The sequence below is a fragment of the Micromonospora sp. AMSO1212t genome, from assembly GCF_008868145.1.
Classification (GTDB): domain Bacteria; phylum Actinomycetota; class Actinomycetes; order Mycobacteriales; family Micromonosporaceae; genus Micromonospora; species Micromonospora tulbaghiae.
In genome coordinates this window covers 1-22,874 of sequence record NZ_WBKS01000098.1, presented here as the reverse complement: position 1 = coordinate 22,874, position 22,874 = coordinate 1, and the positions used below count along the sequence as shown (strand labels likewise).

Genomic DNA, 22,874 nt, shown 5'->3' with positions numbered 1-22,874 from the left:
GACGGGTGTTTCTCCTGCTCACGGGCACTCCTAGCGAGCATCGATGATGGTGGATGCAAGCTAGCAGTGGCGGTGTGGCGTAAGTAACTTGCCAGTAGGTTACGCTCCGGTAACTTTTCTCGTCCAGTACCCGGCTCCGCCGCCGCCCGGGAGTGTCGGTCGCGGCTGGTAAGAAGGTGGCGACCGACGAGGAGAGGTTGCCGATGCCCGACGCCCCCACCCTGGACCTGCCGGCGCTGCTGCCGGAGGCCTGGCGTGCCGTGCTCACCCCCCACCTGGACCCGGCGCGCACCGCGGCGCTGGCCGAGTTCGTCGCCCGGGAGTACGCGACCGCCACCGTCTTCCCGCCGCTGGAGGACCTCTTCTCCGCCTACCGGCTGTGCGGCCCGGCCGACACCCGGGTGCTGATCCTCGGGCAGGACCCGTACCACAAGGCGGGCCAGGCGCACGGGCTGAGCTTCAGCGTGCGCGAGGGGGTCGCGGTGCCGCCGTCGCTGCGCAACGTCTTCAAGGAACTGGGCGAGGACCTGGGCGTGCCGAAGCCACGCAGCGGCAATCTCGACGGCTGGGCCGCGCAGGGCGTCCTGCTGCTCAACTCGGTGCTGACGGTCCGGCAGGCCACGCCCGGCTCGCACGCCAACCGCGGCTGGGAGGAGTTCACCGACGCCACCATCCGGGCGCTCGACGCGCTCGACCAGCGTGTGGTCTTCCTGCTGTGGGGCGGCTACGCACGCAAGAAGGCGGCGCTCGTGACCAACCCGCAGCACGTGGTGCTGGAGGCCGGGCACCCGAGCCCGATGAACCCGCGCGGCTTCCTCGGCAGCCGCCCGTTCAGCGCGGCCAACAAGGCGCTTGCCGACGCGGGGCTGCCCACCGTCGACTGGGAGCGTTCAGCCGGCTGACCCGCCCGGCGCCTCGCCCGCCCCGGCGAGGCGCCGGCGGTACCGGGAGAGCAGTTCGGCCGTGCGCCGGTCGGTCACCTCCACCTCGACCAGCGGCTCGACCGGGTACGTACGTTCACCGAGGCGGACCTCGACGGGCTCGGGCAGTTCCTCGCACATCCGGGCCCGCAGCTCGCCGTAGCGGGTCAGCCAACGGTGCTCGCCCGGCTCCTCGGGCTCCGTGTGGATGCCGCCCCACACCTGCCATCGGGCGTCCCAGCGTTGCGCGTAGATCCGATCGAGGAGCGCGCTGAACTGCGGCGAGTCCCGCCAGCGCACCGCGATCTCGACCGCGTCCACCGGCAGCGGCGCGCCCTGTAGCAATGCCGCCGTGCCGCCCGACAGCACGTACGGCAGGTCGCCCAGGGCGTCCATGATCCGGTCCAGCCGGAGAACTTCGATCCGCTCGGCAAGCACCATTCCGGCCATCTCGTCCAGCGCGGCGTCCAGGTGGCTGTCCAGCGGCTCGACCTCGATCCGCAGTTGTCGGCCGAGCGCGGCCAACAGGCGTTCCGCGGTCGTCAGGCTCGGCAGCCGGTCGCCGCGTTCGATCCGGGCGATGGCGGCCTGACTGAGCCCGGACCGGGCGGCGAGCGCCTGCTGGGTAAGGCCTGCTTGTTCGCGTTCACGCCGCAAGGTCCGGGCGATCTCTCGAACGAGGCGACTCTCCGTCATCTCCGGAGAGTGGCAGTCCTCTTCCCAGCCTTATGCCTCCGAGTCATATTTATGACCCAGAGGCATAAGGCTCTCACCTCATCTCTTTGATCCGGGCGCTACGCACCGTGACCGGGCGAGCGGCGAGGGCGTGCCGAGGGCGTGCCCGGGGCGGGCGGGGCGGACGGCTAGGCTGGCTTACCGTGCTCGTACTCGTGGTGGACTCCTCGACGCCCGCGGTGACCGCCGCCCTGGCCGAGGTCTCGGCGGACGGCGTCGCGCTCCGCGCGTCCCGGTGCACCGTGGACGCCCGCGCCCACGGCGAGCTGCTCGCGCCGCAGGTCGACGCCGTGCTGGCGGACGTCGGCGTACGACCCGCCGACCTGGCCGCGATCGTCGCCGGCCTCGGCCCGGGTCCGTTCACCGGGCTGCGGGTCGGGCTGGTCACCGCCGCCACCATGGGTCAGGTGCTCGGCGTACCCACGTACGGCGTCTGCTCGCTGGACGGGCTCGGCCACCCGGCGGCCGCCGGCGAGCCGGTGCTGGCCGCGAGCGACGCGCGGCGCCGGGAGATCTACTGGGCCGTCTACGACGGCGCCGGTCAGCGCCTGGCCGGCCCGGAGGTGGCGGCCCCGGCGGTGGTCGCGGAGCGGGCGCGCGACCTGGCGGTCACCGTCGCGGTCGGCGACGGCGCGCACCGGTATGCGGACGTGCTGGGGCTGCCGGTGCGCGACGAGCCGCGCTACCCGGACCCGCTGGCGCTGGCCCGTCTCGCCGCGCCGCGGATCAGGGCGGGCGCGCCCGGCGAGACGCTCACCCCGCTCTACCTGCGTCGCCCGGACGCGGTCGCGGCCACCGGCCACAAGCCGGTCCTGCCATGAGGCTGGGCCGGTTCCGCTGGTGGCACATCGACGAGGTGCTGCCCATCGAGGCGGACCTCTTCGGCGCCGAGAAGTGGTCGGCGGGGATGTTCTGGAACGAACTCGCCAACGGACACTTCTACCTGGTCGCCACCGACGACGACGGCGCCGTGCTCGGCTACGCCGGGCTGGCCGTGTCCCCGCCCGACGAGGCGTGGGTGCAGAACGTCGCGGTCCGCCGGGACGCCCAGCGCCGGGGGATCGGCCGGCTGCTGCTGGAGGCGCTGCTCGCCGAGGCCGCCCGGCGCGGCGCCCGCAGCACGCTGCTGGAGGTCGCCGCGGACAACGCGCCGGCGCAACGGCTCTACGCCACGTACGGCTTCGAACCGATCGGCGTACGGCGCGGCTACTACCAACCGAGCAACACCGACGCGCTGGTCATGCAGCGCAACGAGGACTGACGCGCATGGCTGACGAACCCCTGGTCCTCGGCATCGAGACCTCCTGCGACGAGACCGGCGTGGGCATCGTGCGCGGGCACACGCTGCTCGCCGACGCGCTCGCCTCCAGCGTCGAGGAGCACGCCCGGTTCGGCGGCGTGGTGCCCGAGGTGGCCAGCCGCGCCCACCTGGAGGCCATCGTGCCGACCATGGACCGGGCGCTGCGCGAAGCCGGCGTCACCATCGCCGACATCGACGCCATCGCCGTGACCTCCGGGCCGGGCCTGGCCGGCGCGCTGCTCGTCGGGGTCGCCGCCGCCAAGGGGTACGCGGTGGCGGCGGAGAAGCCGGTGTACGGCGTGAACCACCTGGCCGCGCACGTCGCGGTGGACACGCTCGAACACGGCCCGTTGCCCGAGCCGGCAATCGCGCTGCTGGTCTCCGGCGGGCACTCCTCGCTGCTGCGCGTCGACGACCTGGCCCGCGACGTGGTGCCGCTCGGCGCGACCATCGACGACGCGGCCGGGGAGGCGTTCGACAAGGTGGCCCGGCTGCTCGGGCTGCCGTTCCCCGGTGGGCCGTACATCGACCGGGAGGCGCGCGCCGGTGACCCGGCGGCGATCGCCTTCCCGCGCGGGCTGACCGCCGCGAAGGACCTGGCCGGGCACCGGTACGACTTCTCCTTCTCCGGCCTGAAGACGGCGGTGGCCCGGTGGGTGGAGGCGCGGCAGCGGGCCGGTGAGCCGGTCCCGGTCGCCGACGTGGCCGCGTCCTTCCAGGAGGCGGTCTGCGACGTGCTCGTCGGCAAGGCGATCGACGCCTGCCGCAGCAGCGGCATCGACACGCTGGTGATCGGCGGCGGCGTGGCCGCCAACTCGCGGCTGCGGGCGATGGCCGAGCAGCGGGCCGGCAGGCACGGCATCCGGGTGCGTACGCCCCGGCCGAAGCTCTGCACGGACAACGGCGCGATGGTGGCCGCGCTCGGCTCCCACCTGGTCGTCGCGGGCGTCGCGCCGAGCCGGCTGGACCTGCCGGCCGACTCGGCGATGCCGCTGACAGTGGTCAGCGTGTGAGCGGGGAGGGGACCGACATGATCGTCCGCATGTGGGAGGCCAAGGCCGAGCCGTACGGCTTCGCCGACCTGATCACCTGGGTCTGCGAGACCGCGCTGCCCGAGTTCGAGCACGACCCGATGCACGTCTCCAGCGAGGTGTTCTCCTCCACCGACCACCGGCTCGTGGTCATCTCCAAGTGGCGGAACAACCCCCGGGAGCTGCCGGAGCCGCCGGCTCGCCTGATCGCCCGCCCGCCGCACAGCTGGGACTTCACCCAGGTCGACCGCTGACGCGACGGCCGTCACGACGGCCGGAATTGGTTGGCGCGCGGGTCGCCCCGGCACCTAGCGTCGGTGGGCCATGCGCTTCTCACCGGCCGGCGATCCCGGCACCCCCGACGCGCGGTCGGCCACCCGATACCTCGTGTGGCTCGCCGGGCGGCACCCCGTCATCTTCGGCGCCGGTCTCGCGCTCGGCGTGATCTGGATGCTGGCCCAGGCGCTGGTGCCGGCCGTGCTCGGCCGCGCCGTGGAAGCCGGCCTGGCCCAACGCGACCCGGACGCGCTGGTGCGCTGGAGTCTGGCCCTGCTCGGGCTGGGCCTGGTGCAGGCCGTCGCCGGGATCCTGCGCCACCGCTGCGCGGTGCACAACTGGCTCGGCGCCGCCTACCGCACCGTCCAGGTGACGGTGGACGCCACCAACCGCCTCGGCGCCGCGCTGCCCCGGCGGGTCGCGGCGGGTGAGGTGGTGAGCATCGGCACCGCCGACATCGAGCACATCGGCGGCGCCATCGACATCACCGCCCGCGGCGTCGGTTCGGTGGTCGGCATCGTCACCGTCGCGGTGATCCTGCTCAACGCCTCCCAGCCGCTCGGCCTCGTGGTGGTGCTCGGGGTGCCGCTGCTGATGGCGCTCGTGGCGTTGCTGATCCGCCCCCTGCACCGGCAGCAGGCCGCGTACCGGGACTCGACCGGCCGGCTTACCGCCCGGGCCGCGGACATCGTCTCCGGCCTGCGCGTGCTGCGCGGAGTCGGCGGCGAGCCGGTGCTGTCCGAGCGCTACCGGCAACGGTCCCAGGCGTTGCGCGCGGACGGGCTGCGGGTGGCCCGGGTCGAGTCGCTGTTGCAGGCCGCGCAGATCCTGGTGCCCGGCGTCTTCGTGGTGCTGGTGACCTGGCTCGGCGCCCGGTTCGCGCTGCGCGGCGAGATCAGCGCCGGGGAGCTGGTCTCGTTCTACGGCTACACCGCGTTCCTGGTCAGCCCGCTGCGCAACCTCACCGAGGCGGCCGACAAGCTGACCCGGGGACACGTCGCGGCCCGCCGGGTGGTCCGGTTGCTGCGGCTCGCACCGGAGTTCACCGATCCGGCCACCCCGGTGCCGGTGCCGGCCGGGCCGGGCGAGCTGGCCGACGCACGCTCCGGGCTGGTGCTGCGACCGGGCCGGCTCACCGCGCTGGCCACCGCCACCCCGCAGGACGCCACCGAGATCGCCGACCGGCTCGGCCGGTACGCCGACGGGGACGTCACGCTGCACGGCGTACCGCTGCGGGACGTGGCGCTGGCGACGGTGCGGGAGCGGATCCTGGTGGCCGACAACGACGCGCAGCTGTTCAGCGGCGTGCTGCGCACCGAGCTGGACCCGCACGACCGGGCCGAGCCCGGCGCGGTGGCGGCGGCGCTGGCCGCGGCGAGCGCCACCGACATCGTCGAGGCGCTGCCCGGCGGCCTGGACGGCGAGGTCGCCGAACGCGGCCGGGAGTTCTCCGGCGGGCAGCGGCAACGGCTGCGGCTGGCCCGAGCGCTCGTCGCCGACCCGGAGACGTTGATCCTGGTCGAGCCGACCAGCGCGGTGGACGCGCACACCGAGGCCCGCATCGCCGAACGGCTCGGCCCGGCCCGCCACGGCCGGACCACGCTCGTCTGCACCACGAGCCCGCTGGTGCTCGGCCACGCCGACCACGTGGTCTTCGTGGAGGACGGCAAGGTCGTCGCCGAGGGCCGGCACGAGGAACTGCTCGCCGCCGAGCCGCGTTACGCCGCCACGGTGAGCCGGGAGGAGGACCGATGAGCAACGCGCTGCCCGTCGCCGACATCGCCCAGGTCCGCCGGTACGTGCGCGAGCTGATCCGCCGTCACCCGCGTGGCCTGGCCGCCGCGCTCGGTCTGCACGCGCTCGCCGCGGGCGCCGGGCTCGTCGCCCCGCGCCTGCTCGGCGACCTGGTGGAGGGGATCTCCCAGGGCGTCGCCGCGACGACTGTGGACCGGGTCGTGGCGGCCATCGCCGCATTCGTGGTGGTGCAGGCGGTGCTGGTCCGCTTCGCGCACCTGGCCTCGGCCCGGCTCGGGGAGCGGGTGCTCGCCGAGCTGCGGGAGGAGTTCGTCGACCGGGTGCTCGCGCTGCCGCTGGCCACAGTCGAGCGGGCCGGCACCGGCGACCTGCTCACCCGCACCTCGCGGGACGTCGCCGCGCTGTCCCGTACGGTCCGGTTCGCCGGGCCGGAGACGCTCATCGCGGCGCTGACCGTGCTGCTGATCCTCGGCGCGCTGGTGCTGACCGGCCCGCTGCTGGCGCTGCCCAGCCTGCTGGCGGTGCCGGTGCTGTGGGCCGGCACGCGCTGGTACCTGCGCCGCGCGCCCCAGGGCTACCTGCGGGAGAACGCCGCCTACTCGGACATCACCGACGGGATCAGCGAGACGGTCGAGGGGGCGCGGACCACCGAGGCGCTGCGCCAGGCGGCCCGCCGCCGGGCCCGCGGCGACGCGGACATCCGCCGGTCGTACGCGGCCGAGCGCTACACGCTCCACCTGCGGACCGTGTTCTGGCCGGTGGCCGAGTTCGGCTACCTGGTGCCGATGGTGGCGACCCTGCTCATCGGCGGCTGGTTCCACCTGAAGGGCTGGGCCAGCCTCGGCCAGGTCACCGCCGCCACGCTCTACGCCCAGCAGCTCACCGACCCGATCGAGCGGCTGCTCGGCTGGCTGGACGAGTTCCAGGTCGGCGGCGCGTCGCTGGCCCGGCTGCTCGGGGTGGCCGCCGAGCCGGACGAGCGCGCCAGGGCATCCGCCACGCCGGACGAGCGCGCCGCCGCTCCGGGCAGTGCGGGCGGCGCGGGCCGGCTCGCCGCGCACGACGTCCGGTACGCGTACCGCCCGGGGCACGACGTGCTGCACGGCGTGACGCTGGAGCCCCGGCCGGGGGAACGGCTGGCGATGGTCGGCCCGTCCGGGGCGGGCAAGTCGACGCTGGGCCGGCTGCTGGCCGGCGTGCACGCCCCGAGCGCCGGCACGGTGACCGTGGACGGCCGGCCGCTGGCCGGAATGCCCCTGGCCGAGCTGCGTACCCATGTCGCGCTCGTCAGTCAGGAGCACCACGTGTTCATCGGCACCCTCGCCGACAACGTGGCGATGGTCCGGCCGGACGCCGGCCCGGCGCGGGTACGCGCGGCGCTGGCCGCCGTCGACGCGCTGGACTGGGCGCTGGCCCTGCCGGACGGGCTCGACACGGCGGTCGGTGCGGGCGGACACCCGCTCACCCCGGCGCAGGCGCAGCAGCTCGCGCTGGCCCGGCTGGTGCTCGCCGACCCGCACACGCTGGTGCTGGACGAGGCCACCTCGCTGATCGACCCGCGGGCGGCCCGGGCTCTGGAGCGATCGTTGGCGGCGGTGCTTCAGGGCCGTACCGTCATCGCCATCGCGCACCGGCTCTTCTCCGCGCACGACGCGGACCGCGTGGCGGTGGTCGCCGACGGCCGCATCACCGAGCTGGGATCACACGACGAGCTGGTCGCGGCCGGTGGCTCGTACGCCGCGCTGTGGCGTTCCTGGCACGGCTGAGGACGCGCGACGGGCCCCGGCAGGAGTGCCGGGGCCCGCTCGACGGCCGGGTCAGGAGCGGCGGGTCAGCCGCCAGGTCGCGTACCCGCCGGTGCCGAGCGCGATCAGGAACACCGCCCACACCACCCCGGTGCCGACCTGGAGCCCACCGCCGCTGCCCACGTTGGCCTGGGCGGCGGCGACGAGCGAGTCGCTCTGCGCGGGCGGCAACGCGGCCGGCGGCAACTGCTGCCAGCGCACCAGCCCGGTGCTCTCCAGCATGGTCATGTGGTCGTTGACGAACTTGTTGGCGTCCTCGGCCAGCTTGCGCACGATCGGGTCGCGGGTGCTGGCGCGTACCGCGCCGATCACCGGGAAGATCTTGCCGTGGGCGACCCGCAGCCGGGTGACGAAGATCTGGTCGAACCGGGCGCCGTTGGCGTTCCGCATTTCGGTCAGCCATCCCTGCTGCTCGGCCGTCGGATCCGTCGGCAGGGTGGCGCCGAGCTTGTTGGCCGCCTCGACCACCAGCTGGTCCAGCTCCGCGTGCTGCTTGGCGATCTCCGCGCCGACCTCGCGTACCCGGGCGGACTGGCCCTTCTCGGCCGCCATCTGCCCGGCCGGCATCTCCCACAGCCCGGCCAGCCGCACGCCGTTGAGCAGCGTCATGTCGGCGGCGTTCATCTGCACGCCGGGGTTGGGTGCGGCCTGCGCCGTCCCGGGAATGACGCCGATCCCCGCGCCCAGCGCGGCGAGCAGCAGTACCACCCGGTGCGCCAGCTTGCGGCGTGCGGATTCCAGCGATGCCATGGTTGCGGTGCCTCCTCGGTCCGGACCGGTACGCGGGGTCGTGGACGGCCGCGCAAGCCGGCCGTCCGCACACTGGTACGGATCGGCGGGCCGATCAGTTCAGCGGGTCGGCGAGGAGTCGTTCGAACGCCAGCTCGGCGGCGCCGATCAGCGCCGCGTCGTCACCGAGCTTCGGGGTACGCAGCCGCACGTGCTCCAGGCACGCGGGCAGCCCGTTGGAGTTGAGCCGGCTGCGCACCTGCGCCGCGGAGGCCAGGTAGAGGTCGCGCATGGTGCCGCCGAAGATGACCATCTCCGGGTTGAAGATGTTCACCAGGTTCGCGACGCCGAAGCCGAGCCAGTCGCCGGCCTGCCGTACCGCGGTCTGGGCGCGGGCGTCGCCGCGGTCGGCGGCGTCGAAGACGGCGAGCAGGGCGTCCCGGCCGCGTGCCTCGGACCGGCCGGCGGCGCGCAGCAGCCCGTGCTCACCGATCTCGGTCTCCCAGCAGCCGCGCCGGCCGCAGTCGCAGCGCACCCCGTCGCGCACCACCACCATGTGGCCGACCTCGCCGCCGTAGCCGCCGTGCCCGGTCAGCCGCCGCCCTCCGGCGATGATGCCCGCGCCCACGCCGACGTCTCCGTAGATGTAGATGACGTTGTCGCAGCCGACCGCCGCGCCGCGGGCGTGCTCGGCGTACGCGGCCACGTCGGCCACGTTGCCCACCGTGATCGTTACGTCTATTCCCAGCTCGACGGCGAGCGCCGCACCGATCGGCTCGTCCACCCAGCCGGTTGTGGGGCTGAGCCGGACCAGCCCGTCCTCCCGGCGGACCATGCCGCACACCGCCACCCCGGCGCCGACGCAGATCGCGTCCGGCGGCACCGACTGGTGCATCTCCTTGACCGCGCCGGCGAGCAGCGGGGCGGCCTCCCCGGCGACCAGGTTGCGCGGCCGGTCCATCTCCCGGCGGTCGAGCACCTCGCCGCCGAGTCCGACCCGCGCGGCCCGCAGCCGGTCCACCTCGACGCTGTACGCGTACGCGTAGACCCGCTCCGACTCGGGCCGGACGACGAGTGACGGTCGTCCGGCCCGGCCGGTCTCCTTCGGCGTCCCCTCGCTGACCAGACCGGCGCCGGCCAGGTCAGCGGTCAGCGCGCCGATGGTGCTGCGGTTGAGTCCGAGCGCGGTGGTCAGCTCGGCGCGGGTGGTGGCTCCGTGAACGTGTACGTAGCGGAGCAATGCGCCCAGGTTCTGCCGACGGATCTCGTCCTGACTGGGGCCCGCGCGCATTGCCACTGCCATGGTGTCGATAACCGGGATCAGCGGGTACCGGTTGCGGCCGAACGTCGCCGGGACAGCGCGTCGACGCCGGCGGCGAGGAGCAGCACCAGGCCGGTGAAGATGAACTTCAGCCCGGAGCTGAGGTCGAGCAGTCCCATACCGTTGATGATGACAGCCACCACCGCGCCGCCCAGCACCGCGTTGATCATGCGGCCTTTGCCCCCGAAAAGGCTCGTGCCGCCGATGACGGCCGCGCCGACCGCGTAGAGGAGCACGTTGCTGCCGCCGGTGTTGGGATCCACCGACCGGTCCCGGCTCGCGGCGATGATGCCGCCGACGGCCGCCATGCCCGAGCAGATCACGAAGGCCGAGATCTTGAGCCGGTCGACGTTGATGCCGGCCCGTCGCGCCGCCTCGGCGTTACCGCCGACCGCGTAGAGGTGACGGCCGTAGGCCGTGCGGTTGAGCACGAATGTCCAGAACACCAGGAGGAGCGCGACGATCGGCACGACCACCGGCATGCCCTTGTTCGAGGTGATCAGCGGGTTGATGCTGCGCTCCTGGTTGAGCACGTAGACCGCGAGCACGATCAGCAGCGCCAGCCCGCCGATCCGGGCGCCCATCACGGCTGCCGGTTCGGTCACCAGTCCCCGGGAGATCCGGTTGCGGTGACGCAGCAGCTGGACGACGGCGTAGCCGAGGATCGCGACGGCGGCGAGCAGCCAGCCGATGGCCGGCGCGATGCGGCCGTTCTCGATGCCGACGATCACGTCGTCGCTGATCGAGATGTTGCTGCCCTCCTTCATGAGCAGCAGCACCACGCCCTGGAAGGCGAGGAAGCCGGCCAGGGTCACCACGAAGGACGGGATGCCCACCTTCGCGACCAGGAATCCGAGGATCAGGCCGATCAGCACACCGGTGACCAGGGCCGCGAGGACGGCGACGTACCAGGGGTAGCCGAGCACGCTGACCACGTTCGCCAGGATTCCGGCGCAGACGCCGCTGGCGAAGCCGGCGGAGAGGTCGATCTCGCCGAGCAGGAGCACGAAGATCAGCCCCATGGCGATCACGGTGACCGCGGCACCCTGGGTGAAGAGGTTGGCGAAGTTCCCCGCGGAGAAGAAGACCGGGCGCACGATGGTGAACACCACGCAGAGCACTACGAGGCCGATGACCGCGGGCAGGGCGCCCAGGTCACCGCCGCGTACCCGGGCGAGGTAGTTGCGGACGTGGTCGCCGACGGTGTGTGCGGGCGTGACGGCGGCCGGTCCTTCCTTCTTCACGGCGGTGGCGGTCATCGGAGCGCTCCCGAGGTTGCGTCGGCGGATTCGGTGCCGTTGCCGGGGTCGGTGGAGAGACCGAGGTTGCCGGAACGGCCCGCGGTGATCAGCTCGACCACCTGCGAGTGGGTGATGTCGCTGGTCTTCACCTGGGCGACCATCTGGCCGAGGTAGAGCGCGGCGATCCGGTCGGAGACGGCGAAGACGTCGTTCATGTTGTGCGAGATGAGCACCACGGCCAGGCCGTTGTCGGCCAGCCGGCGCACCAGCTCCAGCACCTGGGCGGTCTGCGCGACGCCGAGCGCGGCGGTCGGCTCGTCCAGGATGACGAGCCTGCTGTTCCAGAGCACGGCCTTGGCGATGGCCACCGTCTGCCGCTGGCCGCCGGAGAGGCTGGCCACGTGCTGGCGCAGCGACTTCACGGTGCGCACGCTCAGGCCGGCGAGCGTCTCGGCGGCCATCTGCTCCATGGTCGGCTCGTCGAGCACGATGCCGCTGCGCTTCTCCCGGCCGAGGAACATGTTCTGCACGATGTCGAGGTTGTCGCAGAGCGCGAGGTCCTGGTAGACGACCTCGATTCCGAGGTCGGCGGCGTCGCGGGGGCTGTTGATGCTGACCGGCTTGCCGTCGAAGAGGAACTCGCCGGCGTCGGTGGGGTGGATGCCGCTGATGCACTTGACCAGGGTCGACTTGCCGGCGCCGTTGTCGCCGACGAGCGCCGTCACCTCGCCGGGGTGCGCGGCGAAGGCGACGTCACGCAGCACCTGGACGGGGCCGAAGCTCTTGTCGATCCCGCGTAGCTCCAGCAGGGGGGTTGCGGACACGGGGTTCTCCTTTGGGCGGAGGGAGGTCTCGGATCCCGTCCGGCGCGGGCGCCGCCCGGCACGGGTCTCCCCGTGCCGGGCGGCGCCGCCTGAGGCGGGTGGGTCAGCTCACGCCGGCGTCGGTGCAGAGCTTGGCGAACGCACCGGTGCAGAGCTCTTCCTTGGTGACGTAGCCGTCGGCCACCACGTCCTTGACGTTGTCCTTGTAGATGGCCTTGGGCTCCAGCAGCACGGACGGGACGTCCCGGTTGCCCTCCGGGTCCTTGACCGTCTGGCCGGTGTCCTTCCGCTCGCCCTTTGCGAGGGCGATGGCCAGGTCGGCGGCGGCGTCCGCCTCCTTCTTGACCGCCTTGTAGACGGTCATGCACTGGTCACCGGCGAGGATGTTCTGCAGGCCCTGGACGGTGGCGTCCTGGCCGGTCACCGGCACCTTGCCGTTGAGCTGGTTCTTCTTCAGCACCGAGATGGCTGCGTTGCCCAGGCCGTCGTTGGCGGCGAGCACGCCGTCGATCTTGCCCTTCTGCTGGGTGAGCATCTGCTCGAAGATCACGCCGGCCTGCGCGTTGTCCCAGTCCGGGACGTTCTGGTCCGGGCCCTTCGTGTAGTCACCGGAGTCGAACTTCGGCTTGAGGATCGAGTCGTAGCCGTTCTTGAACAGGGTGGCGTTGTTGTCGGTCTGGGAGCCGTTCAGGTAGGCGACGACCGGCTTCTGCGCGCCCTTGTCGGTCAGGCACTTGCTGAGGCCCTCGCCCTGGAGCTTGCCGACCGCCTCGTTGTCGAAGCTGACGTAGTACTGGGCGGAGCCGCCCAGGGTCAGCCGGTCGTAGTCGATGGTCGCGACGCCCTGCGACTTGGCCTTCTCCAGCACGGCCTTGCCGGTGCCCGAGTCGAGGTTGACGATCATGAGGGCGGTGACGCCGCTGGTCAGCATGCCGTCGGCGATGGTGGAGAAGGCGGACTTGTCGCCCTGGGCGTTCTGGATCGTGTAGTCGACGCCGGCGGCCTTGAACGCCGCCTCCAGGTACTTGCGGTCCGCGCCCTCCCAGCGGGCGGAGGACTTGCTGTCCGGCAGGATCACGCCGATCTTCGGCTTCTTGGCGTTGGAGCCGCCGGCCTCGTCGGAAGAACCGCCGTTGTCACCGCATGCGGCCATGCTGCCGGTCGCGAGGAGACCGACGGCCGCGAAGGTGAGGAAGCCCTTGCGCATGTGCAGGGTCCTTTCGGAGGTGGGGGAGTGGTGATGTTTTGTTGTGTCCGGCAACGTATTCCCCGTCTCCCATGCGCCGCAAGACTGCCGAGGTCAGAAGTTTGTTGGCGGCGGTAACAATTCAGCAACGCGGTTGTCACCCGCGGGACACCGCCGGGAGAGCGCGTTCCGGGAACGCTCCCACACGTACCGTCACGACCCGCTCAGGTGGCGGCGATCGATGCCGTCGTCGCCCCGGTGAGCGTCACCAGATCCGTCGGCGCGAGCTGCACCTGCAACCCCCGGCGACCCGCCGAGACGTACACGGTCGGGTGCGCCAGCGCGGAGACGTCGATGACCGTCGGTAGCCGCTTGCGCTGCCCGAGCGGGCTGATGCCGCCGCGGACGTATCCGGTCGCCCGCTCGGCGGTCGTCCGGTCCGCCATCGTGGCCCGCTTGCCACCCGCTGCGGCGGCGAGCGCCTTCAGGTCCAGCTCGCCGGTCACCGGCACCACCGCCACGGTCAGCCCGCCGTCGACCTCGGTGACGAGCGACTTGAACACGCGCTCCGGCGCCACGCCGAGCGCGGTCGCCACGAGCGCGCCGTAGTTCGGCGCGTCCGGCGAGACGTCGTAGGTGTGGGTGCTGTGCGCGATCTTCCGCTTGCTCAGCAACGCGATCGCCGGAGTGCCAGGGCCCGCCACGGGCTCAAGCTAGCCCGGCCGTCGGCCGACCGCGAGCCGAAACCGCGCGCCGGGGTCAGCCGCCGGCCGGAACCGGCCGGCAGACGAGCACCGTGGGAGCGCCGGCCACCCGGGTCAGCGCCAGACCGGCCGCCTCGTCGCCGGACAGCCGCAGGTCGCGGCGCAGCTTCTCCGGCTCCAGCGCCGACCCGCGCTTGCGGATCTCGACCCGGCCGACCCGCCGCTCCCGCAGCAGGGTGCGCAGCCGTTTCAGCGAGAACGGCAGCACGTCGGTGATCTCCAGGCAGCGGGCGAACGGGGTGGGCCGGGCCTCGTCGGCGTACAGGTAGGCGATCGACGGGTCGGCGAGCGTGGCGTCGAGGCCAGCGGCCAGTTCGGCGACCAGGTGCGCGCGCACCACCGCCGGATCCGGGTCGTAGAGGAACCGCCGGACCGGTCCCACCGGCGCCTCCTGCGCGCCCGTGCCGGCGAGGAGCGAGACCGCGTCGTCGCGCTCCCGCAGCACCGTGGCACGGCGCGGGACCTCGGCCAGCTCGCCGCACCACAGCGCCGCCTCGACCAGGTCGCCGTCCACGCTCACCCACTCCGCCTCGGCGCCGGCCGGGATCAGCGCGTGGTCCAGTCCGGGCGCAACCTTCACCACCGTGCGCGGCACGCGCGCGGCCAGGCCGGTGACGAAGTCCCACGGTGGCGAGTAGGCGTTCGGGTCGAAGACGCGCCGCCCGGTGCCGGCCCGCCGCCGGGCCGGATCGCAGAACACCGCGTCCACCCCGGTCACGTCGAACGCCGTGGCGTCACCGCACTCCACCGTCACCAGATCCGCGAGCCCGGCCGCCTCGGCGTTCGCGGCGGCCATCGCGGCGGTCACCGGGTCGGCCTCCACCGCGTACACCCGGATGCCGGCGCGGGCCGCGGCGAGCGCGTCGGCCCCCAGGCCGCACCCCAGGTCGGCCAGCGTGGTCACGCCCGCGGCGCGCAGCCGCGCCGCGCGCCGGGCGGCGACCGCGCGGCGGGTGGCCTGCTCCAGCCCTGCCCGGGTGAGGAACATCCCGGCCGCCGCCGCGCCGAACTTGCCGGCCGCCCGGCGGCGCAGTTCCGCCTGGGTCAGCGCGGCGGCGGCGAGGTCGCCCGGGATCCCGCCCGAGCGCAGCGCGGCGGCCGCCGCCAGCGGGTCGCCGCCGGCCACCCGCCCGGCCGCGGCGAGCGCCGCCGACCCCTCGGGGGTACGCAGCGCGGCGAGCTGGTCGAGATCCACGCGCTCATTCTCCCGGCCCGGTTCCGGCGCGACACGGAGGGCGACGCGTTGGCACTCTCCTTGACGGAGTGCTAGCCGAGGAATAACCTGCGATTAGCACTCTCACCCTGAGGGTGCCAACACCCGAGCCTCGTGCCCGGGGGTTGAGCGCCAGGCGGACCGGCACCCGCGACGACGGCCCCGCCCGGTGGCATGTGGCAGATTGACGCTGGTCGGCGTGCCGGCCGGCAACGACACCAAGTACCCGGGAGGGTATGCCCGTGACTACCGCGACCAAGGTTGCGATCAAGCCGCTCGAGGACCGCATCGTGGTCCAGGCGAACGAGGCCGAGACCACCACCGCCTCGGGCATCGTGATCCCCGACACCGCCAAGGAGAAGCCGCAGGAGGGCACCGTCCTCGCTGTGGGCCCGGGCCGGATCGACGACAAGGGCAACCGCGTGCCGATCGACGTGAAGGTCGGCGACACCGTCCTCTACTCGAAGTACGGCGGCACCGAGGTCAAGTACGCCGGCGAGGAGTACCTGGTGCTCTCCGCCCGCGACGTCCTCGCGGTCATCGAGAAGTAAGCAACCGATCAGTGTCGTTGCCCCGGTCCGGCTCGCCGGGCCGGGGCAACGTCGCTTCGAAGGGATACTGATGGCGAAGATCCTCAGCTTCTCGGACGACGCCCGGCACCTGCTCGAGCACGGTGTCAACGCCCTCGCGGACGCGGTCAAGGTCACCCTCGGCCCGCGCGGGCGCAACGTCGTCCTGGACAAGAAGTTCGGTGCGCCCACGATCACCAACGACGGCGTGACCATCGCCAAGGAGATCGAGCTCACCAACCCGTACGAGAACCTCGGCGCGCAGCTGGTCAAGGAGGTGGCGACCAAGACCAACGACGTCGCCGGCGACGGGACCACCACCGCCACCGTGCTGGCCCAGGCCATGGTCCGCGAGGGCCTGCGCAACGTGGCCGCCGGCACCAACCCGACCGGCCTGAAGCGGGGCATCGACGCGGCGGCCGCCAAGGTCTCCGAGGCGCTGCTCGGCAAGGCCGTCGAGGTCGCCGGCAAGGAGTCGATCGCGCACGTCGCGACCGTCTCCGCGCAGGACGCCGCCATCGGCGAGCTGATCGCCGAGGCGATGGAGAAGGTCGGCCGCGACGGCGTCATCACCGTCGAGGAGGGCTCCGCGCTCACCACCGAGCTGGAGGTGACCGAGGGCCTCCAGTTCGACAAGGGCTTCATCTCGCCGAACTTCGTCACCGACCTGGAGGCGCAGGAGGCGGTCCTGGAGGACCCGTACATCCTGATCACCACCCAGAAGATCTCGGCGATCGAGGAGCTGCTGCCGCTGCTGGAGAAGGTTCTCCAGAACAACAAGCCGCTGCTCATCGTCGCCGAGGACGTCGAGGGGCAGGCCCTGTCCACGCTGGTGGTCAACGCGCTCCGCAAGACCGTCAAGGTCTGCGCCGTCAAGGCCCCCGGCTTCGGCGACCGCCGCAAGGCGATGCTCCAGGACATGGCGATCCTGACCGGCGCCGAGCTGGTCGCCCCGGAGCTGGGCTACAAGCTCGACCAGGTGGGCCTGGAGGTGCTGGGCACCGCCCGCCGCGTCGTGGTCGACAAGGAGAACACCACGGTCGTCGACGGTGGCGGGCAGGCCTCCGAGGTCGCCGACCGGGTCGCGCAGATCCGCAAGGAGATCGAGGCCTCCGACTCCGAGTGGGACCGGGAGAAGCTGGCCGAGCGGCTGGCGAAGCTCTCCGGCGGCATCGCCGTGATCAAGGTCGGCGCGGCCACCGAGGTCGAGATGAAGGAGCGCAAGCACCGCATCGAGGACGCCATCGCCGCGACCAAGGCCGCGGTCGAGGAGGGTACGGTCCCGGGTGGCGGCGCCGCCCTGGCCCAGATCCTGCCGGTGCTCGACGACGACCTGGGCTTCACCGGTGAGGAGAAGGTCGGCGTCTCGATCGTGCGCAAGGCGCTCGTCGAGCCGCTGCGCTGGATCGCCCAGAACGCCGGCCACGACGGCTACGTGGTGGTGCAGAAGGTCGTCGCCCAGGACTGGGGCCACGGCCTCGACGCCGCCACCGGCGAGTACGTCGACCTGGCCAAGTCCGGCATCATCGACCCGGTGAAGGTGACCCGCAACGCGGTCAGCAACGCCGCCTCGATCGCCGGCCTGCTGCTCACCACCGAGAGCCTCGTGGTGGAGAAGCCGGCCGAGCCGGAGCCCGCCGCCGGTGGGCACGGCCACTCGCACGGCCACGGCCACCAGCACGGCCCGGGCTTCTGACCCGAGGAGTACGTCCCGACGTCGGGGCACACCGCCGACCAGGTGGTGTGCCCCGACGCGTATCTGCTTACGGAACGCTGACGACATTGGCAGCCGGCCCGGCGGGTCGACCAGACTGGACGCCGTGAGCACCCTCTCCCGCCGCCGCGCGGCGACGGCCGGTGTCGTCGCCACCGTGGTGGCACTCGGCACCGCCGAACCCGTGGCGGTCCTGACCGGTCCCCGGTCCGCTCCGCTCGTCGCCGTCGGCGGACTCGTCGTCGACCTGGTCCCCGAGCCGCTCAAGCAGTTCGCCATCGACGTCTTCGGCACGTACGACAAGGTCGCCCTGCTGGTCGGGACGGCGCTGCTGCTGGCCGCGTTCGGGGCGCTGCTCGGCCTGGCGGCGGCCCGGCGGCTGGTGGTCGGCCTGGCCGGCATCGCCGCGTTCACAGCGCTCGGCGTCGCCGCCGCGCTGACCCGGGCCGGCGCGAACGCGTTCGACGCGCTGCCCTCCCTGGTCGGCGGCGGGCTCGGCGCGCTGACGCTCCGGGCCTTCGTGGCCGGACCACTGAGCCCTGATCCGGGACGCCGGGAGCGGGCCGGGACCGATCCGGCCGAGCGCGGCGGGACCGACCCGGCAGGCGGCGATCGGGCACCTCGCGCCACGCAGCCGTCCGCCCCGCCCCCGGCGGTCGCCGCGCTTGCCCGCGAGGGGGAGAGCCCCGGCGGCTGGGAGCCGGTCCGGCACGACGACGACGCGGAGTCGCGGCGGCGTTTCCTGCGTGGCGCCGGCCTGCTGACCGGCGCGGCGGCGGTGGCCGGGCTGGGCGGGCACTGGCTGGCCGGCCGGCGTGGCGTGTCAGCGGCCCGGGAGGCGGTGACGCTGCCCGCCCCGGCCGCGCCCGCACCGCAGGTGCCGGCCGGAGCGGACCTGTCGCTGCCCCGGCTCGCGCCGTACGTCACGCCGAACCGGGAGTTCTACCGGATCGACACCGCGCTCGTGGTGCCGCAGGTGGACCCGGCGACCTGGCGGCTGCGCATCCACGGGCGGGTGCGCAACCCGATCGAGCTGAGCTTCGACGACCTGCTGGCCCGCCCGATGGTCGAGCGGTACGTGACGCTCGCCTGCGTCTCCAACGAGGTGGGCGGCGACCTGATCGGCAACGCCCGCTGGCTCGGCGTGCCGATCAAGGAGCTGCTGGACGAGGCCGGACCGGAGGACGGCGCGGACCAGGTGGTCGGCCGCGCGGTCGACGGCTGGACCTGCGGTACGCCCACCTCGGTGCTGCGCGACGGGCGGGACGCGCTGCTCGCGGTCGGCATGAACGGCGAGCCGCTGCCGATCCAGCACGGCTTCCCGGTGCGGATGGTGGTGCCCGGCCTCTACGGGTACGTGTCGGCCTGCAAGTGGCTCACCGAGCTGGAGCTGACGAGCTTCGCCGACTTCGACGCGTACTGGGTGCCGCGCGGCTGGTCCGCGCAGGGACCGATCAAGACGCAGTCCCGGATCGACACGCCCCGGCCTCGCAGCCGCCCGGCCGCCGGCCCGGTGACGGTGGCGGGTGTGGCGTGGGCGCAGCATCGTGGCATCCGCCGCGTCGAGGTACGCGTCGACGGCGGCCCCTGGCAGGAGGCGACGCCGGCCCCGGCGGTGTCGGCTGACACCTGGGTTCAGTGGTCCTGGCGGTGGGACGCGACGCCGGGCGAGCACACGCTCCAGGTCCGGGCGACCGACACGACGGGCGAGACGCAGACGGAACAGCGCGCCCCGGTCGCCCCCGACGGCGCGACCGGCTGGCACACGGTGCGGGTCACAGTCGGCTGACCCGCCGACCCGGGGTGCGACGTGACGACGCCGCGCCCCGAGGGTCGGGGCGCGGCGTCGGAGATCAGTGGACCGGGTCAGGCGACCTTGCGCTGGTCCGGCACGGCGGTGTTGTGCGGCCGGCCGAGGCGGGTCTCCAGCCGGGCGATGTCCACCCGGGTCTGCCGGCGGTCGGCCAGGTCCTCCCAGCCGAGCGCGAGCAGCCGCAGCCGCTCGGACTCGCTGAAGCCGCCCCAGACGCCGTACGGCTCGCGCACGGAGAGCGCGTGCGCGGCGCACTCGGCGCGTACCGGGCAGGCGCGGCAGACGGACTTGGCGCCCATCTCGCGGCGCAGCCGGGAGGAGCCGCGCTCACCGTCCGGGTGGAAGAACTGCGCGCTGTCGCGGCCACGGCAGGCTCCGAGCCGCTGCCAGTCCCAGAGCTCGTCGATCGGTCCAGGCAGCCTACGTACGTTCGACATCAGCACCCCTCCTCCCGCGCGGCACCGCGGAGAATGTTCGTTGCCAGCTACCGGGCGGCGGTCCGCGCGGGATGCCGGTTCCGGATGAACCCCTCGGTACCCGAGCGGTCCGCGCCTCACACATCTGTGATCGAAAACCTCGGACACTCGGCGGCATATGCCCCATCTGTCGGAAAAGTTCGGATGATTGCCCGGAACCCCCTCCCGAGCCCACCTCCGCATGGTCTGCTCTGAGTCGGAGAGGAGACCACCGTGCGTAGTGTTCTTGTGTGCGTTCGGACACCATTGGCGGCCCAGCATCTGACCTCCGCGGCGGCGCGGCTCGGGCTGTCCGGCGTCGTCCGGACGGCCGTCTCCGATCCGGAGGTGATGTTGCGGCTCGCCGAGCGTCCGGTGGACGTGGTGCTCGCCGACACCGCGCTGACCCGCCCGGACAGCGCCGGCTTCGTCCGGCGGGTGCTCGCTCGCGCCCCGCAGGCGGCGGTGCTGCTGCTCGGCGCCGAGGAGTCGGAGTCGGCGGCGGCCACCATCAGCGCCGGGGCGCGCGGCCTGATCCAGAACGCCGACCACGACCTGACCAGCGCGGTCGCCAAGGCGCTGCTGCTGCTCTCCGCCCCCGGCCGGAGCAACAGGCACCGGGTGGCGGACACCGCTCGGGACGCGGCGGCGGTGGGCGGGCCGACCCGGTCGGCGGCGCCGGGGCGTACCCAGGGTGGGCCCGGCTGGCCGGCGACAGCGCCGGTGGATGCCGCGGGCCTGCCCACAGTGGTGCCGGTGCAGCGGGGTGAGGACCCGGACGACCCGGCGGCGGCCGACGGCGCGGAGGCGCCCCGGCCCGGTACGGCCCAGCGGCCGGCGCGGACGCCGCGCAGCGCGATCGGGCTGACCGAGCGGGAGCTTCAGGTGCTGCTCGGCATGGCCGAGGGCAAGAGCAACGCGGAGATCGGGCGGGAGCTGTTCGTGTCCGAGGACACGGTCAAGACGCACGCCCGGCGGCTGTTCCGCAAGCTCGGCGCGCGCGACCGGGCGCACGCCGTGGCGGCCGGATTCCGGGCGGGCCTGGTCGCCTGACCCGGGCGGGAGTCACTCCGGGGCGGAGTCGTCGGTGCCCTCGGTGAGCGTGTCGTGCACGCCGTCGGCGTAGCCGCGGGCGTAGTCCCAGCTCACGTAGTGGTCCGGGTCGGGGTCGTAGGCCGGCTCGTGCACCCGGGGACGCCCCGAGTTGAGCAGGTGACGCAGGTTGCCGCGGAGCAGGTCCCAGTCGAAGTAGTGCGGCTCGCGGCAGTCCTCGCACTCGATCACCAGGCCGCGCACGCCGATCGGCTGGAGCAACGCCTGGTAGATCTCCAGGTCGGCGAGATCCTCCAGGACGTCCTGGCGCTCGACCTCGGTCAGCGGGTCGAGCGCGTCGTCGTCGCCGGGGTCGTGCAGGCCGGCAGCCGGATCGGCCGGGTCGCCGTTGAACGGGTCGATGGGCTCGTCGTGCACCCCCTCACCGTAGACCCCGAGCCGCCGGAAAGCCCGCCCCAGCCCGTGCTGTGGCCCGGCCTACCCTCGGGCCCGCCGCTGCCCGGGCCGGGACGGGCCAGTGGGTACGATGAGGCGACGCGCCGTCACCAGGCGCCTGCCGGTGCCCCCGCGCGCCGCCTCGCTGCAGCCCGATCGACCAGCTCAGGGGAGCAATCGTGGAGAATTCGCCCAGCACCGAGATCCCGGCCGGCACCGACGGCGGGGAGCTGGGTGGCCATCTGCCCGAGCTGCCGGCCGGTTCGGCCCGGGTGGTGCCGCTCGGGCTGACCTTCGACGACGTGCTGCTCCAGCCGGGCGAGTCGGACGTCGTGCCCAGCCGCGTCAACACCCGCACCCGCCTCACCCGCAACATCGAGCTGACCGTGCCGCTGCTGTCCAGCGCGATGGACACGGTCACCGAGGGGCGGATGGCGATCGCCATGGCCCGCCAGGGCGGCATCGGCGTGCTGCACCGCAACCTCTCCGTCGAGGACCAGGCGCTCCAGGTCGATCTGGTGAAGCGCTCCGAGTCCGGCATGATCACCAACCCGGTGACCGCCAGCCCGGAGGACACGCTGCGCGAGGTCGACGCGCTCTGCGGGCGTTACCGCATCTCCGGCGTGCCGGTGGTGGACGGGCAGGGCCAGCTGGTCGGCATCGTCACCAACCGCGACATGCGGTTCGTCTCCGACCCGGCCACGCCGGTGCGCGAGATCATGACCCGCACCCCGCTGATCACCGCGCCGGTCGGCGTGAGCAAGGACGACGCGCTCGGCCTGCTGCGCCAGCACAAGATCGAGAAGCTGCCGATCGTGGACGCGGGCGGCAAGCTGCGCGGCCTGATCACGGTGAAGGACTTCACCAAGAGCGAGCAGTACCCGAACGCCACCAAGGACGACGCGGGCCGGCTCCGGGTCGCCGCCGCGGTCGGCGTGGGCGAGGACGGCTACAAGCGGGCCCGCGCGCTCGTCGACGCCGGGGTGGACGTCGTCATCGTGGACACCGCGCACGGTCACCAGCGGGCCGTGCTGGAGATGGTGGCCCGGCTCAAGCGGGACGTCAGCATCGACATCGTGGGCGGCAACATCGCCACGTACGCCGGGGCGAAGGCGCTCGTCGAGGCCGGCGCGGACGGCGTGAAGGTGGGTGTCGGCCCGGGCGCCATCTGCACCACCCGGATCGTGGCCGGCGTGGGCGTACCGCAGATCACCGCGATCATGGAGGCGGCCCGCGCCGCCCGCCCGGCCGGCGTGCCGGTGATCGGTGACGGCGGCATTCAATACTCCGGCGACATCGCCAAGGCCCTGGTGGCCGGTGCCGACACGGTGATGCTCGGCAGCCTGCTGGCCGGCTGCGAGGAGAGCCCCGGCGAGCTGATCTTCATCAACGGCAAGCAGTACAAGGCGTACCGGGGGATGGGCTCGCTCGGCGCCATGCAGTCGCGCGGCCAGGGCAAGTCCTACTCCAAGGACCGCTACTTCCAGCAGGACGTGCTCGCCGAGGACAAGCTGGTCCCGGAGGGCGTCGAGGGCCAGGTGCCCTACCGGGGGCCGCTGTCCGCGGTCGCCCACCAGCTCACCGGCGGGCTGCGCGCCGCGATGGGGTACGTGGGCGCGGAGAGCATCCCGGAGCTGCACCGGCGTGGCCAGCTCATCCGGATCACCGCGGCCGGGCTCAAGGAGAGCCACCCGCACGACATCCAGATGACCGTCGAGGCGCCCAACTACCACTC

22 protein-coding genes are annotated in these 22,874 nt (G+C 73.2%); 12 read left to right on the top strand and 10 right to left on the bottom strand.

Going from position 1 to position 22,874, the window contains the following annotated elements; all coding sequences use genetic code 11:
* Positions 1-203 precede the first annotated feature (203 nt).
* On the top strand, positions 204-902 hold the full coding sequence (gene ung, locus F8279_RS21745) for a uracil-DNA glycosylase (RefSeq protein WP_091426740.1): 699 nt from the start codon (positions 204-206) through the stop codon (positions 900-902).
* On the opposite strand, the gene F8279_RS21740 is transcribed toward ung, so the two are convergent.
* Positions 891-1,616 carry a helix-turn-helix transcriptional regulator gene (locus tag F8279_RS21740; protein ID WP_151500897.1) on the bottom strand — a complete coding sequence of 242 codons (726 nt, stop codon included), beginning with the start codon at positions 1,614-1,616 and terminating at the stop codon, positions 891-893. The genes ung and F8279_RS21740 overlap by 12 nt on opposite strands.
* Before the next feature lie 182 nt (positions 1,617-1,798).
* Here F8279_RS21740 and tsaB point away from each other — a divergent pair, with 182 nt between their 5' ends.
* The 6 genes from tsaB (at position 1,799) to F8279_RS21710 (ending at position 7,783) form a co-directional block, all read left to right on the top strand.
* Entirely contained in the window at positions 1,799-2,476 is a 678-nt protein-coding gene (tsaB, locus tag F8279_RS21735) for a tRNA (adenosine(37)-N6)-threonylcarbamoyltransferase complex dimerization subunit type 1 TsaB (protein ID WP_151500896.1), read from the top strand.
* Entirely contained in the window at positions 2,473-2,916 is a 444-nt protein-coding gene (gene rimI / locus F8279_RS21730; RefSeq protein WP_151500895.1) for a ribosomal protein S18-alanine N-acetyltransferase, read from the top strand. The genes tsaB and rimI overlap by 4 nt, the downstream gene beginning before the upstream one ends.
* A gap of 5 nt (positions 2,917-2,921) precedes the next feature.
* Entirely contained in the window at positions 2,922-3,968 is a 1,047-nt protein-coding gene (gene tsaD, locus F8279_RS21725) for a tRNA (adenosine(37)-N6)-threonylcarbamoyltransferase complex transferase subunit TsaD (RefSeq protein ID WP_151500894.1), read from the top strand.
* Positions 3,969-3,985: 17 nt separating this feature from the next.
* Entirely contained in the window at positions 3,986-4,240 is a 255-nt protein-coding gene (locus tag F8279_RS21720; protein ID WP_091426737.1) for a hypothetical protein, read from the top strand.
* A 70-nt stretch (positions 4,241-4,310) separates the two neighbouring features.
* Positions 4,311-6,017, top strand: coding sequence for an ABC transporter ATP-binding protein (locus F8279_RS21715; RefSeq protein ID WP_151500893.1), 1,707 nt, complete (start codon positions 4,311-4,313; stop codon positions 6,015-6,017).
* Positions 6,014-7,783, top strand: coding sequence for an ABC transporter ATP-binding protein (locus tag F8279_RS21710; protein WP_151500892.1), 1,770 nt, complete (start codon positions 6,014-6,016; stop codon positions 7,781-7,783). Before F8279_RS21715 ends, F8279_RS21710 begins: the two co-directional genes overlap by 4 nt.
* 51 nt (positions 7,784-7,834) lie before the next feature.
* Here F8279_RS21710 and F8279_RS21705 read toward each other — a convergent pair whose 3' ends face one another.
* The 7 genes from F8279_RS21705 to F8279_RS21675 all read right to left on the bottom strand — a co-directional run bounded on the left by F8279_RS21705 (position 7,835) and on the right by F8279_RS21675 (position 15,082).
* A complete protein-coding gene (locus tag F8279_RS21705; RefSeq protein ID WP_091426259.1) occupies positions 7,835-8,572 on the bottom strand; it encodes a DUF4142 domain-containing protein in 738 nt (245 codons plus the stop codon).
* Between the two features lie 94 nt (positions 8,573-8,666).
* Entirely contained in the window at positions 8,667-9,842 is a 1,176-nt protein-coding gene (locus F8279_RS21700; RefSeq protein WP_091426256.1) for an ROK family protein, read from the bottom strand.
* Between the two features lie 29 nt (positions 9,843-9,871).
* Positions 9,872-11,131 (bottom strand): sugar ABC transporter permease, encoded by a 1,260-nt coding sequence (locus F8279_RS21695; RefSeq protein WP_091426253.1) that lies wholly within the window; start codon positions 11,129-11,131, stop codon positions 9,872-9,874.
* Positions 11,128-11,937 carry an ATP-binding cassette domain-containing protein gene (locus tag F8279_RS21690; RefSeq protein WP_091426249.1) on the bottom strand — a complete coding sequence of 270 codons (810 nt, stop codon included), beginning with the start codon at positions 11,935-11,937 and terminating at the stop codon, positions 11,128-11,130. Before F8279_RS21690 ends, F8279_RS21695 begins: the two co-directional genes overlap by 4 nt.
* 103 nt (positions 11,938-12,040) lie before the next feature.
* Positions 12,041-13,144, bottom strand: coding sequence for a sugar ABC transporter substrate-binding protein (locus tag F8279_RS21685; RefSeq protein WP_091426248.1), 1,104 nt, complete (start codon positions 13,142-13,144; stop codon positions 12,041-12,043).
* 203 nt (positions 13,145-13,347) lie between these two features.
* The gene (gene ybaK, locus F8279_RS21680) at positions 13,348-13,827 is read right to left on the bottom strand and encodes a Cys-tRNA(Pro) deacylase (RefSeq protein WP_151500891.1); all 480 of its coding nucleotides are present in this window, start codon (positions 13,825-13,827) and stop codon (positions 13,348-13,350) included.
* A 55-nt stretch (positions 13,828-13,882) separates the two neighbouring features.
* Positions 13,883-15,082: a methyltransferase domain-containing protein gene (locus F8279_RS21675; RefSeq protein WP_151500890.1), complete on the bottom strand. Its 1,200-nt coding sequence runs from the start codon at positions 15,080-15,082 to the stop codon at positions 13,883-13,885.
* Positions 15,083-15,336: 254 nt separating this feature from the next.
* On the opposite strand from F8279_RS21675, the gene groES reads away from it, so the two are divergent.
* From groES to F8279_RS21660, 3 genes are all read left to right on the top strand, one after another.
* Positions 15,337-15,651: a co-chaperone GroES gene (gene groES, locus F8279_RS21670; RefSeq protein WP_018222648.1), complete on the top strand. Its 315-nt coding sequence runs from the start codon at positions 15,337-15,339 to the stop codon at positions 15,649-15,651.
* A 70-nt stretch (positions 15,652-15,721) separates the two neighbouring features.
* A complete protein-coding gene (groL, locus tag F8279_RS21665; RefSeq protein WP_091426243.1) occupies positions 15,722-17,365 on the top strand; it encodes a chaperonin GroEL in 1,644 nt (547 codons plus the stop codon).
* Between the two features lie 124 nt (positions 17,366-17,489).
* The gene (locus F8279_RS21660) at positions 17,490-19,172 is read left to right on the top strand and encodes a sulfite oxidase (protein WP_091426241.1); all 1,683 of its coding nucleotides are present in this window, start codon (positions 17,490-17,492) and stop codon (positions 19,170-19,172) included.
* Between the two features lie 77 nt (positions 19,173-19,249).
* Here F8279_RS21660 and F8279_RS21655 read toward each other — a convergent pair whose 3' ends face one another.
* Positions 19,250-19,633 carry a WhiB family transcriptional regulator gene (locus F8279_RS21655; protein WP_091426735.1) on the bottom strand — a complete coding sequence of 128 codons (384 nt, stop codon included), beginning with the start codon at positions 19,631-19,633 and terminating at the stop codon, positions 19,250-19,252.
* Between the two features lie 252 nt (positions 19,634-19,885).
* Here F8279_RS21655 and F8279_RS21650 point away from each other — a divergent pair, with 252 nt between their 5' ends.
* Entirely contained in the window at positions 19,886-20,704 is an 819-nt protein-coding gene (locus tag F8279_RS21650; protein WP_091426239.1) for a response regulator transcription factor, read from the top strand.
* A gap of 12 nt (positions 20,705-20,716) precedes the next feature.
* On the opposite strand, the gene F8279_RS21645 is transcribed toward F8279_RS21650, so the two are convergent.
* Positions 20,717-21,121, bottom strand: a complete 405-nt coding sequence (locus tag F8279_RS21645) for a DUF5319 domain-containing protein (RefSeq protein ID WP_091426236.1) — start codon at positions 21,119-21,121, stop codon at positions 20,717-20,719.
* A gap of 197 nt (positions 21,122-21,318) precedes the next feature.
* Between F8279_RS21645 and guaB the strand changes: the two genes are divergently transcribed.
* A partial coding sequence (gene guaB, locus F8279_RS21640; RefSeq protein ID WP_151500889.1) for an IMP dehydrogenase occupies positions 21,319-22,874 on the top strand: 1,556 nt, incomplete at its 3' end.